Origin of the sequence: Streptomyces sp. NPDC005899, assembly GCF_040629645.1 — a bacterium.
Classification (GTDB): domain Bacteria; phylum Actinomycetota; class Actinomycetes; order Streptomycetales; family Streptomycetaceae; genus Streptomyces.
Map to the genome: position 1 here is coordinate 1 of NZ_JBEXWB010000133.1, position 15778 is coordinate 15778.

Consider the following 15778-nt stretch of genomic DNA (forward strand, 5'->3'; position numbering starts at 1 on the left):
CGGTGGAGCCGCCGGCCCGAGGCCCCTGCTTCGGGGCCCGCCGTCCCGGCCCACGGTCGCGCACCACCGCCGGCGTGGCGCCCGCCCGCGTCGGGCGCTCCGCCGGCGTGGAGGTCTCTCAGATGCCCGCGGCCGCCGCCAGGTCCCGCTTGATGCCGGACAGCAGCTCCGCCGCCCGCCGCCTCGCTCCGGGAAGGGCGTCGGGGCCACTGACCGGGACCACGACCTCCAGGTAGCACTTGAGCTTCGGCTCGGTGCCGCTGGGACGGACGATCACCCGGGCGCCCGTGAGGCGGTAGCGCAGGCCGTCGGTCGGCGGCAGCAGGTCCGTGCCCTGCGAGAGGTCCTCCGCCGAGGTGACGGGGAGGCCCGCCAGAGCGGTGGGCGGAGCCTCCCGGAGGCGGCGCATGGCGTCCGCGATGACGGTCAGGTCCTCGACCCGCACCGACAGCTGGTCCGTGGCGTGCAGCCCGTGCGCCAGCGCGAGATCGTCCAGCAGGTCCAGCAGCGTGCGGCCCTCCTCCTTGAGCACGGAGGCCAGCTCGGTCACCAGCAGCGCCGCCGTGATGCCGTCCTTGTCGCGTACGCCCTCGGGGTCCACGCAGTAGCCCAGCGCCTCCTCGTAGCCGTACCGCAGGCCGTCGACGCGGGCGATCCACTTGAAGCCCGTCAGGGTCTCCTCGTAGCCGAGGCCCGCCTTCTCCGCGATCCGGCCCAGCAGGGAGGAGGAGACGATCGACTCCGCGAGGACGCCGGTGACGCCGCGGTTCACCAGGTGGGCGGCGAGCAGCGCGCCGACCTCGTCGCCGCGCAGCATCCGCCAGCCGCCTTCGGCCGACGCGTCCGGGACGGCCACCGCGCAGCGGTCGGCGTCCGGGTCGTTGGCGATGACCAGGTCGGGCCGCACCCGGCGCGCGGTCGCGAAGGCGAGATCCATGGCGCCGGGCTCCTCCGGATTGGGGAAGGCGACGGTGGGGAAGGCCGGGTCGGGCTCGGCCTGCTCGGCCACGAGCACGGGCTCGGGGAACCCGGCCCGGGCGAAGGCCGCGGTGAGCACGGAGGTACCGACGCCGTGCATCGCGGTGTGGACGGTCCGGGCGGTGCGCGGCGAGCCCGGGGTGAGGACGGCGTCCGTACGGGCGAGGTAGGCGGCCGTCACCTCCTCGCCGAGCGTCTCCCAGCCGGACTCCGGACGCGGTACGCCGTCGAGCGGGCCCACGGCCGCGATGGCGGCGGCGATCCCGGTGTCGGCCGGGGGCACGATCTGCGAGCCGTCGCCGAGGTAGACCTTGTAGCCGTTGTCGCGGGGCGGGTTGTGGCTCGCCGTGACCTCCACCCCCGCGACGGCCCCGAGGTGCCGTATGGCGAAGGCCAGGACGGGGGTGGGCAGCGGACGGGGCAGGACGGCCGCGCGCAGGCCGGCCCCGGTCATCACGGCCGCGGTGTCCCGGGCGAAGTCGGCGGACTTGTAGCGGGCGTCGTAGCCGATGACGACCAGCCCGCCCGCCTGTCCCCGGTCCTTCAGGTAGGCCGCGAGGCCGGCGGCGGCGCGGATGACGACGGACCGGTTCATGCGCATCGGACCCGTGCCGATCTCGCCGCGCAGGCCGGCCGTGCCGAACTGGAGCGTGCCCGCGAAGCGCTCGGCCAGCGCGTCGAGGTCGCCGGTCCCGATGAGGCCGGCGAGCTCCTCACGGGTCTCCGGGTCCGGGTCCTCGGCGAGCCAGGTCCTGGCCCGGGCGATGAGGTCCTGCTGCACGGTGTCCGCCTTTCTGCGGTGACGGTGGTGTGGGGGACGGGGACGGTGGAGGGGCGAGGGGCGCGATGCGGGTGGCGGGCAGCCCGGGTGCGGGTCGCGCCCGCGGCGGGCTGTTCCCCGGGCGCGCCGCGCTTCTACGGAACAGGGTCTGCCCGGCTCCGGTCGTCCGGCTCCGGGAGTCGGGTCCGGACGACCGGGGCCGGGGATCAGCCCGGACGAGGGTGCCTCGTGGCCGCCCCCCGGCCCACGTGGCACGCCCGGCACGCCGGCGGGCGGCTCAGATGCGGTCCAGCACCCGTGCCAGCAGCGCGCCCATCCGGGTGGCCGAGTCGCGGCCGGCCTGGAGGACCTCCTCGTGGTTCAGGGGCTCGCCGCTCAACCCGGCGGCCAGGTTGGTGACCAGGGAGATGCCCAGCACCTCCGCACCCGCCTCACGGGCGGCGATGGCCTCCAGGACCGTGGACATGCCGACGAGGTCGCCGCCCATGACGCGGACCATGTTGATCTCGGCCGGCGTCTCGTAGTGCGGGCCGGGGAACTGCACGTACACGCCCTCTTCGAGCGTCGCGTCGATCTCCTTGCACAGGGCGCGCAGCCGGGGCGAGTACAGGTCCGTCAGGTCCACGAAGTTGGCGCCGACGATCGGGGACGCCGCCGTGAGGTTGAGGTGGTCGCTGATGAGGACCGGCTGCCCCGGGCGCATGCCCTCGCGCAGCCCGCCGCAGCCGTTCGTCAGGACCACGGTCCCGCAGCCCGCGGCGACGGCGGTACGGACCCCGTGCGCGACGGCGGCGACCCCGCGGCCCTCGTAGTAGTGCGTGCGCCCGAGGAAGACGAGGGCGCGCTTCTCACCGATCCGGTACGAGCGGACGGTGCCGCCGTGGCCCTCCACGGCGGGGGCGGGGAATCCGGGCAGCGCGGTCACGGGGAACTCGGCCTCCGGTGCGCCGAGCGCGTCGCCGGCGGGGGCCCACCCGGAGCCCATCACCAGAGCGACGTCGTGGGTCTCGGCGCCGGTCAGCTCCCGCAGGCGGTCGGCGGCGACGGCTGCGGCGGCGTAGGGGTCGCCCTGGATGTGGTCCGGAATAACAGATGCGTTCACGCGGATGAGGGTAACCGCTGATTCCCTACGCGCGTAGATGTGCCCGCGCAGAGTCTGGCCGGTCGTATTCGTACGTTCGTACAGAAGGACGCCGGGGGAGCCTCAGCAGGGGTGCTTGCGAAGACCCATCACGTAGTCGTGCGGCGCGCCCGCGGACTCGGCGGCGTCCGCCACCTCGCCCAGGTAGCGGGCCGAGGGAAGTCCGCCCTCGTAGCCGTTCAGCACGTACATCCAGGCCGGCTCCTCGCCGTCCAGGGTGTGCACGCGGATCCGCATCCGGCGGTAGATGTCGAGGCCGACACCCTCCCAGCGGTCCATGGAGTCCTCGTCCATCGGGGCGAGGTCGTACAGCGCCACGAAGACCTGTGAACGGGGCGCCTCGACCACCGTGGCCAGCGCGCCCTCCCAGCCCATCTGCTCCCCGCCGAAGGTCAGCCGCCAGCCGTTGAGCCAGCCCGTGCCGCGCAGGGGGGAGTGCGGAGCGCGGCGCGTCATCAGCCGCGCGTCGAGGTTGCCGGCGTACGCGGCGTAGAGCGACATGGGACCGAGGGTACGGGAGGCGGTGCCGGGTGTGCGGGTTCCGGTGCGGAACCCGCCCCGTCGGGGACGCGCACGGAGGGCGGGAGGCCCCGGCCCGGCCAGGGGCGTTCCCGTATGGAGGGCCCCGGGGCGAATCAGGTTGGCGCGTGCGGGACAATGAATGACGTACTGCATACCCCGGGGCGATCCCCCGGACCCCCGGCCGGGGCGGCGGACGGCCGTGGGATGACACCACGCGAGGCGGACATTTCGTGACCCGGATCGTGATCATCGGCGGCGGCCCCGGCGGCTACGAGGCGGCCCTGGTGGGCGCCCAGCTCGGCGCGGAGGTGACCGTCGTCGACTGCGACGGCCTCGGCGGCGCGTCGGTGCTCACCGACTGCGTGCCCTCCAAGACCCTGATCGCGACGGCCGAGGTGATGACCACCTTCGACTCCTCGTACGAGGAACTCGGCATCATCGTCGCCGACGACACCCCGCACATCGAGCAGGCGGCACGCGTGGTCGGCGTCGACCTCGGCAAGGTCAACCGGCGGGTCAAGCGCCTGGCGCTGGCCCAGTCGCACGACATCACCGCCTCCGTGACCCGCGCCGGGGCCAGGGTCATGCGCGGCCGCGGCCGGCTGGAGGGCCTCCAGGCCGCCGACGGGTCCCGCCAGGTCGTCGTGAGGGCGGCCGACGGCACGGAGGAGCGGCTCACCGCCGACGCGGTGCTGATCGCGACCGGCGCCCACCCCCGCGAGATCCCGGACGCGCAGCCCGACGGCGAGCGCATCCTGAACTGGACGCAGGTCTACGACCTGGACGAGCTCCCCGAGGAGCTCATCGTCGTCGGCTCCGGTGTGACGGGCGCCGAGTTCGCCGGTGCCTACCAGGCGCTCGGCTCCCGCGTGACCCTCGTCTCGTCCCGCGACCGGGTGCTGCCGGGTGAGGACCCTGACGCCGCCGCCGTCCTGGAGGACGTCTTCCGGCGCCGCGGCATGAACGTCATGGCCCGCTCCCGCGCCCAGTCCGCCAAGCGCGTCGGCGACCGCGTCGAGGTCACGCTGGCCGACGGCCGGGTCATCTCGGGCACGCACTGCCTGATGGCCGTCGGGGCGATCCCGAACACGGCCGGCATGGGCCTGGAGGAGGCCGGGGTCCTGCTCAAGGACTCCGGGCACGTCCGCACCGACCGCGTCTCCCGCACCAGCGCGCCCGGCGTGTACGCCGCCGGTGACGTCACCGGCGTCTTCGCGCTGGCCTCGGTCGCGGCGATGCAGGGGCGGATCGCGATGTACCACTTCCTCGGTGACGCGGTGGCCCCGCTGGACCTGAAGACGGTCTCCTCGAACGTCTTCACGGACCCCGAGATCGCCACGGTCGGGTACAGCCAGGCCGATGTGGACGCCGGCAGGATCGACGCCCGCGTCGTCAAGCTGCCGCTGCTGCGCAACCCGCGCGCCAAGATGCAGGGCATCCGGGACGGCTTCGTCAAGATCTTCGCCCGCCCCGGCACGGGCATCGTGGTCGGCGGCTGCGTCGTCGCGCCGCGGGCCAGTGAACTCATCCACCCGATCTCGATAGCGGTCGACAACAACCTGACCGTGGAGCAGATCGCGAACGCCTTCACCGTGTACCCGTCGCTGTCCGGCTCGATCGCCGAAGTGGCACGGCAGCTGCACAGCCGCAAGCGGGCCGGCGACGCGTAGGGGCGACGGGTGCCGGCACCCCCGCACACCGCCTGAACGGCAGCGGGGCCTCCTATACCACCGGGAGGCCCCGCGCATGCGCAACTTCTCCTATTCGGCGCAAACTGCTGAAAAGCAACCCGCGGCCAGGTTACTGTCAGTTCCGTGTTCGCTGCAGAACGTCGTCAGTTGATCCTCGAAATGGTGCGCGCCAACGGGGCGGTTTCGCTCCGTGAGCTCGCCCGCGTCGTCCAGACCTCCGAAGTGACCGTACGGCGGGACGTGCGGGCGCTGGAGGCAGAAGGACTCCTCGACCGCCGGCACGGCGGTGCGGTCTTGCCGGGCGGCTTCACGCGCGAGTCCGGCTTTCCGCAGAAATCCCATCTCGCCACGGCGGAGAAGACGGCCATCGCCGACCTCGCCGCCGGGCTGGTCGGTGAGGGCGAGGCCATCGTGGTCGGCGCCGGCACGACCACGCAGGAGCTGGCCCGCCGGCTCGCGCGCGTCCCCGGGCTCACCGTCGTCACCAACTCCCTTCTGGTGGCCCAGGCGCTGGCCCACGCCAACCGGGTGGAAGTCGTGATGACCGGAGGGACCCTGCGCGGGAGCAACTACGCCCTCGTGGGCAGCGCGGCCGAGCAGTCCCTGCACGGGCTGCGCGTCTCCCGGGCGTTCCTCTCCGGAAGCGGGCTGACCGCGGAGCGCGGCCTGTCCACGTCCAACATGCTCTCGGCGAGCGTGGACCGCGCCCTGGTGCAGGCCGCGGCGGAGGTGGTGGTCCTGGCGGACCACACCAAGCTCGGCTCCGACACCATGTTCCAGACGGTGCCGACGGAGCTGATCACCCGCCTGGTGACGGACGGACCGCCCGCCCACGACGAGCGCGCGGCCACCGAACTCCAGGCACTGGCGGACCAGGGCGTGGAGATCACGGTGACGGGTCCCGGCGCCGACGCCCCCGCCGGGGAAGCCCTGCCCCAGGGTCGGCAACCCCGCCGGGACATGCCACTGCCGGGCCAGCGCCGCACGCCCCAGGGCGGTCCCGGGGCGCTCGGCCCGCAGCTCCGGAGTGCGGCCGCACTGCCCGACGGCCCGGTGGAGCGGGGACGGGTCGCGGACCTGCGGCGGCGCTAGCGGGTACCGGCCGGGCCCCCGCGGCTCCCGCACCTCAGCCGCCGGACGACGGCTTCAACCCCTGGAGCGTCAGTCGCAGGAGGCGGTCCGCCAGAGCCGGATCGCCGGGAGACTGCTCCGCGGCCAGGGCGATCGCGTTCGTCAGTTGCAACAGGTCGTCGATCGACACGTCCGCCCGGACGGCCCCGCTCGACCGTGCCCGCTCCAGCAGCAGGGACCCGGCCTGCCGCAGGGGGACATGACACTGCATCAGGGCCGACGACGTGTCACCCGAAGCGCACATGAGCGCCCGGGCCAGGCCGCGGTACTCACCCGCGTGGGTGACGATCGCGCGCAGCCACTCCATGAGCGCCGCGCACGGCTGATCCGCTTCCGCCAGATCGCGGGAGCGGGCGAGAAGCGAGGTCAGCGCTTCCTGGAACACCGCGTTCATCAACGCGTGCCGGTTCGGGAAGTGCCGGTAGAGCGTGCCGATGCCCACCCCGGCGCGCCGGGCGACGTCCTCCAGCGAGGCGTCCGTGCCGTGTTCGGCGAAGCAGGCCCGGGCCTCGTCGACCAGCCGGTCGTAGTTGCGGCGCGCGTCGGCCCGCATCGGACGGACCGGTGTCCCTGCCGTGCTCATCACCATCGCGCTCGCCTCCTGGTCTCCGCACTGCACCCAGAATGCCACCGAGGGCCCGGACGGTGCCCGGGCCCTCGGCGAAACGGAGAGGGGGGTCAGTCCTTGATCTCGCAGATGGCGGCGCCTGACGAGACCGAGGTGCCGACCTCCGCGGACAGCCCCTTCACGGTGCCGGAGCGGTGGGCGTTCAGCGGCTGCTCCATCTTCATGGCCTCCAGGACGACGACGAGGTCGCCCTCCTTGACCTCCTGGCCCTCCTCGACGGCGACCTTGACGATGGTGCCCTGCATCGGCGAGGCGAGCGTGTCGCCCGAGGCGGCGGAGCCCGCCTTCTTCGCCGCACGGCGCTTGGGCTTCGCACCGGCCGCCAGCCCCGTACGCGCCAGGCTCATGCCCAGCGAGGACGGCAGGGAGACCTCAAGGCGCTTGCCGCCGACCTCGACGACGACGGTCTCGCGGCCGGACTCCTCGTCCGCCTCCGCGTCCGCCGGGGCCGCGAAGGGCTTGATGTCGTTGACGAACTCCGTCTCGATCCAGCGGGTGTGCACCCGGAACGGGTCGGAGGTGAACGCCGGGTCGACGACGACCGCGCGGTGGAACGGGATGGCCGTGGCCATGCCCTCGACCTCGAACTCGGCCAGGGCGCGCGCCGCGCGCTGGAGCGCCTGCTCACGCGTGGCACCGGTGACGATCAGCTTGGCCAGCAGGGAGTCCCAGGCCGGGCCGATGACCGAACCCGTCTCGACCCCCGCGTCCAGCCGGACGCCAGGGCCGGCCGGCGGGGCGAAGGAGGTGACGGTGCCGGGGGCGGGGAGGAAGCCGCGGCCCGGGTCCTCACCGTTGATGCGGAACTCGAAGGAGTGCCCGCGCAGGACGGGGTCGCCGTAACCGAGCTCCTCGCCGTCGGCGATGCGGAACATCTCGCGGACGAGGTCGAGGCCGGAGACCTCCTCGGTGACCGGGTGCTCCACCTGCAGACGGGTGTTCACCTCCAGGAAGGAGATGGTGCCGTCCAGGCCGACCAGGAACTCCACGGTGCCCGCGCCGACGTAGCCGGCTTCCTTGAGGATCGCCTTCGAGGCGGCGTACAGCTCGGCGTTCTGCTCCGGCGTCAGGAACGGGGCGGGCGCCTCCTCGACCAGCTTCTGGTGGCGGCGCTGGAGCGAGCAGTCACGGGTGGAGACGACCACCACGTTGCCGTGGGTGTCGGCCAGGCACTGGGTCTCCACGTGCCGGGGCTTGTCCAGGTAGCGCTCCACGAAGCACTCGCCCCGCCCGAAGGCCGCGACGGCCTCACGGACCGCGGAGTCGTAGAGCTCCGGGATCTCCTCGAGGGTGCGGGCCACCTTCAGGCCGCGGCCGCCGCCGCCGAACGCCGCCTTGATGGCGATCGGCAGGCCGTTCTCCTCGGCGAACGCCACGACCTCGGCCGAACCGCTCACCGGGTCCGGCGTGCCGGCCACCAGCGGGGCGCCGGCGCGCTGCGCGATGTGCCGGGCGGCGACCTTGTCACCCAGGTCGCGGATCGCCTGCGGGGGCGGGCCGATCCAGGTCAGGCCGGCGTCCAGGACGGCCTGGGCGAACTCGGCGTTCTCCGAGAGGAAGCCGTAGCCCGGGTGGATCGCGTCCGCCCCGGAGTCCTTGGCCGCCTGGAGCACCTTGGCCATGTCCAGGTAGCTGGCGGCCGGGGTGTCACCGCCCAGAGCGAACGCCTCGTCGGCCGCGCGGACATGCAGAGCGTCCCGGTCCGGATCGGCGTAGACGGCTACGCTCGCGATTCCGGCATCCCGGCAAGCCCGAGCAACGCGGACAGCGATTTCGCCACGGTTGGCGATGAGCACCTTGCGCACGATGGCTCCCTCCTTGAGAACAAGCTGAGTTTAGGGACTACCGACACGGCCGTACGACCCGTCCCCAATGGTGAACTTGCCCACACGGAGTGTGATTCGAGGCTTGCTCGAGTCGCGAAATCCCTTGTCGCACCACGGTACGCCGGGATCCTTGACCGCACAGTAGCCACGAAGTGTGGTGCAAGTCTCTGTCCGTAGGTGCAACGCCGCTCGGCGTTTCTTTGTGGAGTCCCTACGAACGGGCGAGGCAAACTTTGCCACCGACACGAGGCCGGCGCGGAGCCGGGGCTCAGCGCGGGGTGTTACCCGGGGTGCGGGCAGGGCGCGGGCGGGAGCGGCGTGCGGTCGTCCGGTGCGCGAACCCTTGTCCGGGGCGTTACCCGTGAGTAGGGTCCGCCCTGATCCGACGTACTGCAGGTAACAGGGGGTGGGCGCCGTGATGCGCAGATCAGTGGCCGTCGTGACCGCGGTCGTTCTGTTCGGGGAGGCGGTGGGCATCGTCGTCGTCCACCTCGTCCTGGCGGCCGTCGTCGACAACCAGAGCATGTCCCTGGCCGGGACGGATCCGGACGTCATGTCCACCGGCACCCTGGTGATGGGCGGTGTCTTCGGCGTGCTGCTCGCCCTGTGCGGGCTGATACCGCTGCTGGCCGCCGTGCGCGACCGGGCGCCGGGCCGGCTCGCCAGGATCTGCCTCATCGGGTGCGCGGTCGTCCACGGCGTCCTGGGCGCCCTGGCCGTGGGGCTGGTCGGCTGGGCGGCGTTCGTGTTCATGATGGCCGTCCTCGCCCTCCTGGTGCTGACCCTGCTGGCCTACGAGCGGCGCGGGCCGGAGATGTCCGGCGACGGGACCGGAGCCCCGGCGCCCGTATGAGCCCTGTGGGCGCTCAGGCCCACAAATCCGTCACGGACAGACCGAGTTCGCCGAGCAGGCGGCGCAGCAGCGGCAGCGAGAGACCGATGACGTTGCCGTGGTCGCCCTCGATCGCCTCGACGAACGGCGCGGAGCGGCCGTCCAGGGTGAAGGCGCCCGCGACGTGCAGCGGTTCACCCGAAGCGACGTACGCCGCCACCTCCGCGTCGGTCGGCTCCCCGAAGCGGACGACGGTGGACGCGGTCGCCGACGCCGTGCGGCCGGTCGCCGTGTCGATGAGGCTGTGACCCGTCCGCAGCACTCCCGAGCGGCCGCGCATGGCCCTCCAGCGGGCGGTGGCCTCCTCGGCGCCGGCGGGCTTGCCGAGCGCCTCGCCGTCCAGGTCGAGCACCGAGTCGCAGCCGATGACCAGCGCGCCGGAGGTCTCGGGCCGGGCCGCCACGGCCGCGGCCTTGGCCTCGGCCAGCACGAGTGCCAGCTCACCCGGTGTCGGTGCGGTCAGCGCGTCCTCGTCCACGCCGCTGACGATCACCTCGGGGGCGAAACCCGCCTGACGCAGGAGGCCGAGGCGGGCGGGGGAGGCGGAGGCGAGCACGAGGCGGCGCTGATCAGTCATGCCGGCCATCGTAGAAGGCCGCGAGGGCTCCCGGCGCCCCGGTCATCGGGTCCCCAGGACGAACATCGCGACCACCATGGCCAGGGCGAGCAGCAGCCCCGCGCGGCGCATCATGTCCTGGGCGTCGCGCAGTTCCTTGGGGGGTCTGTTCTCGGGGTCGGACCACAGCATGCAACCGATGGTGCTCCCGGCACGGCCGCGGCGCCTGAGTACCCGTACTCAGGCGCCGCAGCCCCGCACTCAGCGCGCCGTCACGCCGGCCAGTACGTCCGGGCCCAGGAGCGCGGGCCGGGCCGCGGCGCCCCCCTGCGGGCTATGCGGCCGGGGTCCGACCACTGCTCCGGGGGCAGCGGGGCGCCGGACGGCTCCGCGGCGACCGCCGCCGCACGCGCCCGGACCACCGCGAGTGCGGCGGCGAGCTCTTCGGGGGTGGGGTTGCCCCGTACGACCTTGATCATGGTGGCTCCCGTGGGATCAGAGGGGGATGTTGCCGTGCTTCTTCGGCGGCAGGGCCTCGCGCTTGGTGCGCAGCTGCCGCAGGCCCTTCACCAGATGGGCCCGGGTGTCGGACGGCATGATCACCGCGTCGACGTAGCCGCGCTCGGCCGCGACGTACGGGTTGAGGAGGGTGTCCTCGTAGTCCCTCATCAGCTCGGCGCGGGTGGCCTCGGGGTCCTCGGCCGCGGCGATCGTGCGCCGGTGCAGGATGTTCACCGCGCCCTGCGCGCCCATCACGGCGATCTGGGCGGTCGGCCAGGCGAGGTTGAGGTCCGCGCCCAGGTGCTTGGAGCCCATGACGTCGTAGGCGCCACCGAAGGCCTTCCGGGTGATGACGGTGATCAGCGGCACGGTGGCCTCGGCGTACGCGTAGATCAGCTTGGCGCCCCGCCGGATGATGCCGCCGTACTCCTGGTCGACGCCCGGCAGGAAGCCGGGCACGTCCACGAAGGTCAGCACGGGCACGTTGAACGCGTCGCACGTGCGCACGAAGCGTGCGGCCTTCTCGCTCGCGTCGATGTCCAGACAGCCGGCGAACTGCATCGGCTGGTTGGCGACGACGCCGACCGGGTAGCCCTCGACACGGCCGAAGCCGGTGATGATGTTCGGCGCGAACAGCGCCTGCGTCTCCAGGAACTCCCCGTCGTCGAGCACGTGCTCGATGGCGGTGTGCATGTCGTACGGCTGGTTCGCCGAGTCCGGGATGAGGGTGTCGAGCTCGCGGTCCTCGTCCGTGGTCTCCAGGTCGGCCTCCTCCGGGAAGGCCGGGGCCTCGGAGAGGTTGTTCGACGGGAGGTAGGACAGCAGGGACTTCACGTACTCGATGGCGTCCTTCTCGTCACCCGCCAGGTGGTGCGCCACACCGGACGTGGTGTTGTGCGTGCGCGCGCCGCCGAGCTCCTCGAAGCCGACGTCCTCGCCGGTGACCGTCTTGATGACGTCGGGGCCGGTGATGAACATGTGCGAGGTCTGGTCGACCATGACCGTGAAGTCGGTGATCGCGGGGGAGTAGACCGCGCCGCCCGCACACGGGCCGACGATCAGGGAGATCTGCGGGACGACGCCGGAGGCGTGCACGTTGCGCCGGAAGATCTCGGCGAACAGGCCGAGGGCGGCCACACCCTCCTGGATGCGGGCGCCACCGCCGTCGTTGATGCCGATGACCGGGCAACCGGTCTTCATCGCGAAGTCCATGACCTTCACGATCTTCTCGCCGTAGACCTCGCCGAGCGAGCCGCCGAAGATCGTGAAGTCCTGCGAGTACACGCAGACGGGGCGGCCGTCGACGGTGCCGTAACCGGTGACGACACCGTCCCCGTACGGGCGGTTCTTCTCGATGCCGAAATTGGTGGACCGGTGCCGCGCGAACTCGTCGAGCTCCACGAAGGAACCCTCGTCGAGCAGGAGTTCTACTCGCTCACGGGCGGTCAGCTTGCCCTTGGCGTGCTGCTTTTCGACGGCGCGGGCGGAACCTGCGTGCGTGGCCTCGTCAATACGGCGCTGCAGGTCCGCGATCTTTCCCGCGGTCGTGTGGATGTCGCTCTGCGGCTCGGACATCGGGTGGCGGCTCCCTGCCTGGTCACGGGGACGGCTGGTACGTCTGGAACATCCGGCGTGCCGGTGCTGGCCGGACGCGTACGGCTCGACGGCTGTCTGCTCGCCGGCCGGTGCTTGCTACTGATCCGTAGCGTATCGGCGCGGATACGGTTCGGCAGTGCGTCGTTGGCCACACCTAATGTGGGGCGTATGACACCTCCGGACGCTGCCGACAACCGCTGGTCGGACCTCGACAGACCCCCTCTGAACGCCGCCGCGCTGCGGCGCGCCCTGGTCCGGCCGCAGGGGCTGTGGAACTCGCTCGACGTCGTCGGGCGGACCGGCTCGACCAACTCCGACCTCGCGGCGCGAGCCGCCGGCCCCGGGCTGGCCGAGGGCACGGTGCTGATCGCCGAGGAGCAGACCGCGGGGCGCGGACGGCTGGACCGGAGCTGGTCGGCACCGCCCCGGTCGGGCCTGTTCCTCTCGGTCTACCTGGCGCCCTCCGGAGTGCCCGCCGAGCGCTGGGGGTGGCTCCCCCTGCTGGCCGGGGTCGCCGCCGCCACGGGGCTCGCACGGTCGGCGGGCGTCGACATGTCACTGAAATGGCCCAACGACCTCCTGGTGACCATCGATGACGCGGAGCGCAAGACCGGCGGCATCCTCGCCGAGCGGGCCGGGGACGGTGTCGTCATCGGCATGGGCGTCAACGTCTCGCTGCGCGCGGCCGAGCTGCCCGCCCCGCACGCCGGGTCACTGGCCCTCGCCGGCGCGGTCTCGACCGACCGCGAGACGCTGCTGCGGGCCGTCCTGCGCTCGCTGGAGCAGTGGTACGGGCGCTGGCGCGACGCCGAGGGCGACGCCGCGTCGAGCGGGCTCCAGGCCGCCTACGCGGCGGGCTGCGCGACGCTGGACCGGACGGTGCGGGCCGAGCTCCCCGGCGACCGGACGCTCGTCGGCGAGGCCGTCGCCGTGGACGGTGACGGGCGGCTCGTGCTGGCCACCGGCGACGGCCTGCAGGAGCCCGTGGCCGCGGGCGACATCGTCCACCTGCGCGGCGCGCAGGGGGGCCTGACCTGAGCCGCCGGATGAGCCGGACGGCCCCGCCGCCACGGGTGACCTGCCGTGTGACGCGTGACCGGGGACGTGAGCCAGGGCACACCTGCCGTATCGTTGAGGCGATCCAGCGACAGATCGGCAGGGCAGTGCGCAGGGAACGGGCAGGAGGCGGCCGGTGACCGTCGACGACACGAGTTCCGGCGAGGGCGCGGACCCTCCGGCCGGGGCCTCGGTCCATCCCACACCGCACCACGAGGTCGACCACACGGCGGAACCGACCGACGACCCCCTCGCGATCCGGCTGGAACAGCTGATCCTGGGAGCCGACCGTCGCTACACGCCGTTCCAGGCGGCCAGGACGGCCGGGGTCTCCATGGACCTGGCCTCCCGGTTCTGGCGGGCCATGGGCTTCGCCGACATCGGGCAGGCCAAGGCGCTCACCGAGGCCGACGTGCTGGCCCTGCGCCGGCTGGCCGGCCTGGTGGAGGCCGGGCTGCTCAGCGAGCCGATGGCGATCCAGGTGGCCCGGTCGACCGGGCAGACCACCGCCCGCCTCGCGGAGTGGCAGATCGACTCCTTCCTGGCGGGGCTGACCGAGCCCCCAGAGCCGGGCATGACCCGCACCGAGGTCACGTATCCGCTGATCGAGCTGCTCCTGCCCGAGCTGCAGGAGTTCCTGGTGTACGTGTGGCGGCGCCAGCTGGCCGCCGCCACGGGCCGGGTCGTGCAGACCGGTGACGACGAGGAGATGGTCGACCGGCGGCTCGCCGTCGGCTTCGCCGACCTGGTGGGCTTCACCCGGCTGACCCGGCGGCTGGAGGAGGAGGAGCTCGGCGAGCTGGTCGAGGCGTTCGAGACGACCTCCGCCGACCTGGTCGCCGCCCACGGCGGCCGGCTGATCAAGACCCTGGGCGACGAGGTGCTCTTCGCCGCGGACGACGCGGGCACGGCGGGCGAGATAGCGCTCCGGCTGGTCGAGGCGATGGCCCACGACACGACGATGCCCGCCCTGCGGGTCGGTATCGCCTTCGGCACGGTGACCACGCGCATGGGCGACGTGTTCGGTACGACGGTGAACCTGGCGAGCAGGCTCACCTCGATAGCGCCGAAGGACGCCGTCCTGGTCGACGGGGCGTTCGCCCAGGAGCTGGTGCGGACCGGCGACGCCCCCGCCTCCGAGGCGCAGGCCGCCGAGGAGGCCGCGGCGGCGGCCGAGCGCGCGCGGCTGGCCGAGAAGGAGGGCCGGCAGGACGAGGAGCCGCCCCTGCCGACGTACCGCTTCGGGCTGCAGCCGATGTGGCAGCGGCCGGTGCGCGGGCTGGGCGTGGTCGAGCCGTGGCTGCTGGCGCGGCGCGGCAAGCCGTCCTCCTGACGGGCCACGGGCTCCGGACGCCGGGGACGCCGGCGGGCGCCCCCCGGCGTCGGCGGGTGCCCCCGGCGTCGGCGGGTGCCCGCTCCGGTAGGTCCCCCGCACGTCCCGGTAGGTCCCCCGCACGTCCGCTGCCGGGCGGCCGCGTCCTAGGATCCCGGTAACGCTCGTTAACCGGAGGGGTGCGCCATGACCGTCACGTCCGAGCAGAGGTTCGGGGACTTCGTCGTCGTACGGCGGCACGAAGGCCAGGAACACGTCGCCGAGCTGGTGCTCGACCGGCCCGCGGCCATGAACGCCGTGTCCACGGCCATGGCCCGCTCGATCGGCGAGGCCTGCGCCGCGCTCGGCGCCGACCAGGGGGTGCGGGCCACCGTGCTCACCTCCAGCCACGACCGCGCCTTCTGCGTGGGCGCGGACCTCAAGGAGCGGAACTCCTTCACGGACGCCGAGCTGGTGCGCCAGCGCCCCACCGCACGCGCCGCGTACACCGGGGTGCTCGAGCTGCCCATGCCCGTCATCGCCGCCGTGCACGGCTTCGCCCTCGGCGGCGGCTTCGAGCTGGCGCTGGCCTGCGACGTGATCGTGGCCGACCGCACGGCCGTGGTGGGGCTGCCCGAGGTGTCCGTCGGGGTCATCCCGGGCGGCGGGGGCACCCAGCTGCTGCCCCGCAGGGTGGGCGCGGCACGCGCCGCCGAGCTCGTCTTCACCGCGCGGCGTGTGGAGGCGGCACAGGCGCGCGAGCTGGGACTGGTGGACGAGCTGGTCGACGCGGGCACGGACCGGGAGGCGGCCCTGGCGCTCGGCGCCCGCATCGCCGCGAACTCACCGGTCGGGCTGCGCGCCGCGAAGCGGGCGCTGCGGCTCGGCCAGGGGCTGGATCTGCGGGCCGGCCTGGAGGTCGAGGACGCGGCCTGGCGGTCGGTGGCCTTCTCCGGGGACCGGGCCGAGGGCGTGGCCGCCTTCAACGAGAAGCGGAAGCCGGCCTGGCCCGGGGAGTGAGGGCCCCGGGCGACCGGGAGACCGTCAGCGCCGCCGACCGATCAAACCTCCGCAAACCTACCTAAGCTGGAGGGATGGGCGGTGATGAGGTGCGGCTGCGCGCCGTGGTGGCGCTGGCGCAGGCGATGGCGGCGGCCGGCACCCCGC

General features: G+C 73.2%; 15 protein-coding genes. 6 read left to right on the plus strand and 9 right to left on the minus strand.

The window, feature by feature from the left end; all coding sequences use genetic code 11:
- Positions 1–118 precede the first annotated feature (118 nt).
- From ABZ371_RS16890 to ABZ371_RS16900, 3 genes are all read right to left on the minus strand, one after another.
- Positions 119–1759 carry a phospho-sugar mutase gene (locus tag ABZ371_RS16890; RefSeq protein ID WP_358679646.1) on the minus strand — a complete coding sequence of 547 codons (1641 nt, stop codon included), beginning with the start codon at positions 1757–1759 and terminating at the stop codon, positions 119–121.
- A gap of 277 nt (positions 1760–2036) precedes the next feature.
- Positions 2037–2861, minus strand: coding sequence for a purine-nucleoside phosphorylase (locus tag ABZ371_RS16895; protein WP_358679650.1), 825 nt, complete (start codon positions 2859–2861; stop codon positions 2037–2039).
- Between the two features lie 102 nt (positions 2862–2963).
- Positions 2964–3401 carry a gamma-glutamylcyclotransferase gene (locus ABZ371_RS16900; protein WP_358679653.1) on the minus strand — a complete coding sequence of 146 codons (438 nt, stop codon included), beginning with the start codon at positions 3399–3401 and terminating at the stop codon, positions 2964–2966.
- A 251-nt stretch (positions 3402–3652) separates the two neighbouring features.
- On the opposite strand from ABZ371_RS16900, the gene ABZ371_RS16905 reads away from it, so the two are divergent.
- Complete coding sequence (locus tag ABZ371_RS16905; protein ID WP_358679656.1) at positions 3653–5092, plus strand: NAD(P)H-quinone dehydrogenase; 1440 nt, start codon at positions 3653–3655, stop codon at positions 5090–5092.
- A 144-nt stretch (positions 5093–5236) separates the two neighbouring features.
- On the plus strand, positions 5237–6205 hold the full coding sequence (locus ABZ371_RS16910; protein WP_358679658.1) for a DeoR/GlpR family DNA-binding transcription regulator: 969 nt from the start codon (positions 5237–5239) through the stop codon (positions 6203–6205).
- Positions 6206–6239: 34 nt separating this feature from the next.
- Here ABZ371_RS16910 and ABZ371_RS16915 read toward each other — a convergent pair whose 3' ends face one another.
- Entirely contained in the window at positions 6240–6833 is a 594-nt protein-coding gene (locus tag ABZ371_RS16915) for a helix-turn-helix domain-containing protein (RefSeq protein WP_358679661.1), read from the minus strand.
- Positions 6834–6922: 89 nt separating this feature from the next.
- The gene (locus ABZ371_RS16920) at positions 6923–8677 is read right to left on the minus strand and encodes a biotin carboxylase N-terminal domain-containing protein (protein WP_358679664.1); all 1755 of its coding nucleotides are present in this window, start codon (positions 8675–8677) and stop codon (positions 6923–6925) included.
- A 439-nt stretch (positions 8678–9116) separates the two neighbouring features.
- On the opposite strand from ABZ371_RS16920, the gene ABZ371_RS16925 reads away from it, so the two are divergent.
- Positions 9117–9551 (plus strand): hypothetical protein, encoded by a 435-nt coding sequence (locus ABZ371_RS16925; protein WP_358679667.1) that lies wholly within the window; start codon positions 9117–9119, stop codon positions 9549–9551.
- 13 nt (positions 9552–9564) lie between these two features.
- On the opposite strand, the gene ABZ371_RS16930 is transcribed toward ABZ371_RS16925, so the two are convergent.
- The 4 genes from ABZ371_RS16930 to ABZ371_RS16945 all read right to left on the minus strand — a co-directional run bounded on the left by ABZ371_RS16930 (position 9565) and on the right by ABZ371_RS16945 (position 12222).
- Positions 9565–10176 carry a nucleoside triphosphate pyrophosphatase gene (locus ABZ371_RS16930; RefSeq protein WP_358679670.1) on the minus strand — a complete coding sequence of 204 codons (612 nt, stop codon included), beginning with the start codon at positions 10174–10176 and terminating at the stop codon, positions 9565–9567.
- Between the two features lie 33 nt (positions 10177–10209).
- Positions 10210–10338 (minus strand): hypothetical protein, encoded by a 129-nt coding sequence (locus ABZ371_RS16935; RefSeq protein ID WP_358679673.1) that lies wholly within the window; start codon positions 10336–10338, stop codon positions 10210–10212.
- A gap of 80 nt (positions 10339–10418) precedes the next feature.
- Positions 10419–10625, minus strand: a complete 207-nt coding sequence (locus ABZ371_RS16940; RefSeq protein WP_358679676.1) for an acyl-CoA carboxylase epsilon subunit — start codon at positions 10623–10625, stop codon at positions 10419–10421.
- Positions 10626–10641: 16 nt separating this feature from the next.
- Positions 10642–12222, minus strand: a complete 1581-nt coding sequence (locus ABZ371_RS16945; RefSeq protein WP_358679678.1) for an acyl-CoA carboxylase subunit beta — start codon at positions 12220–12222, stop codon at positions 10642–10644.
- Positions 12223–12411: 189 nt separating this feature from the next.
- On the opposite strand from ABZ371_RS16945, the gene ABZ371_RS16950 reads away from it, so the two are divergent.
- The 3 genes from ABZ371_RS16950 to ABZ371_RS16960 all read left to right on the plus strand — a co-directional run bounded on the left by ABZ371_RS16950 (position 12412) and on the right by ABZ371_RS16960 (position 15631).
- Positions 12412–13281 (plus strand): biotin--[acetyl-CoA-carboxylase] ligase, encoded by an 870-nt coding sequence (locus ABZ371_RS16950; protein WP_358679681.1) that lies wholly within the window; start codon positions 12412–12414, stop codon positions 13279–13281.
- 154 nt (positions 13282–13435) lie between these two features.
- Positions 13436–14632: an adenylate/guanylate cyclase domain-containing protein gene (locus tag ABZ371_RS16955; RefSeq protein ID WP_358679683.1), complete on the plus strand. Its 1197-nt coding sequence runs from the start codon at positions 13436–13438 to the stop codon at positions 14630–14632.
- 186 nt (positions 14633–14818) lie between these two features.
- Positions 14819–15631, plus strand: a complete 813-nt coding sequence (locus ABZ371_RS16960) for an enoyl-CoA hydratase-related protein (RefSeq protein WP_358679686.1) — start codon at positions 14819–14821, stop codon at positions 15629–15631.
- Positions 15632–15778 lie beyond the last annotated feature (147 nt).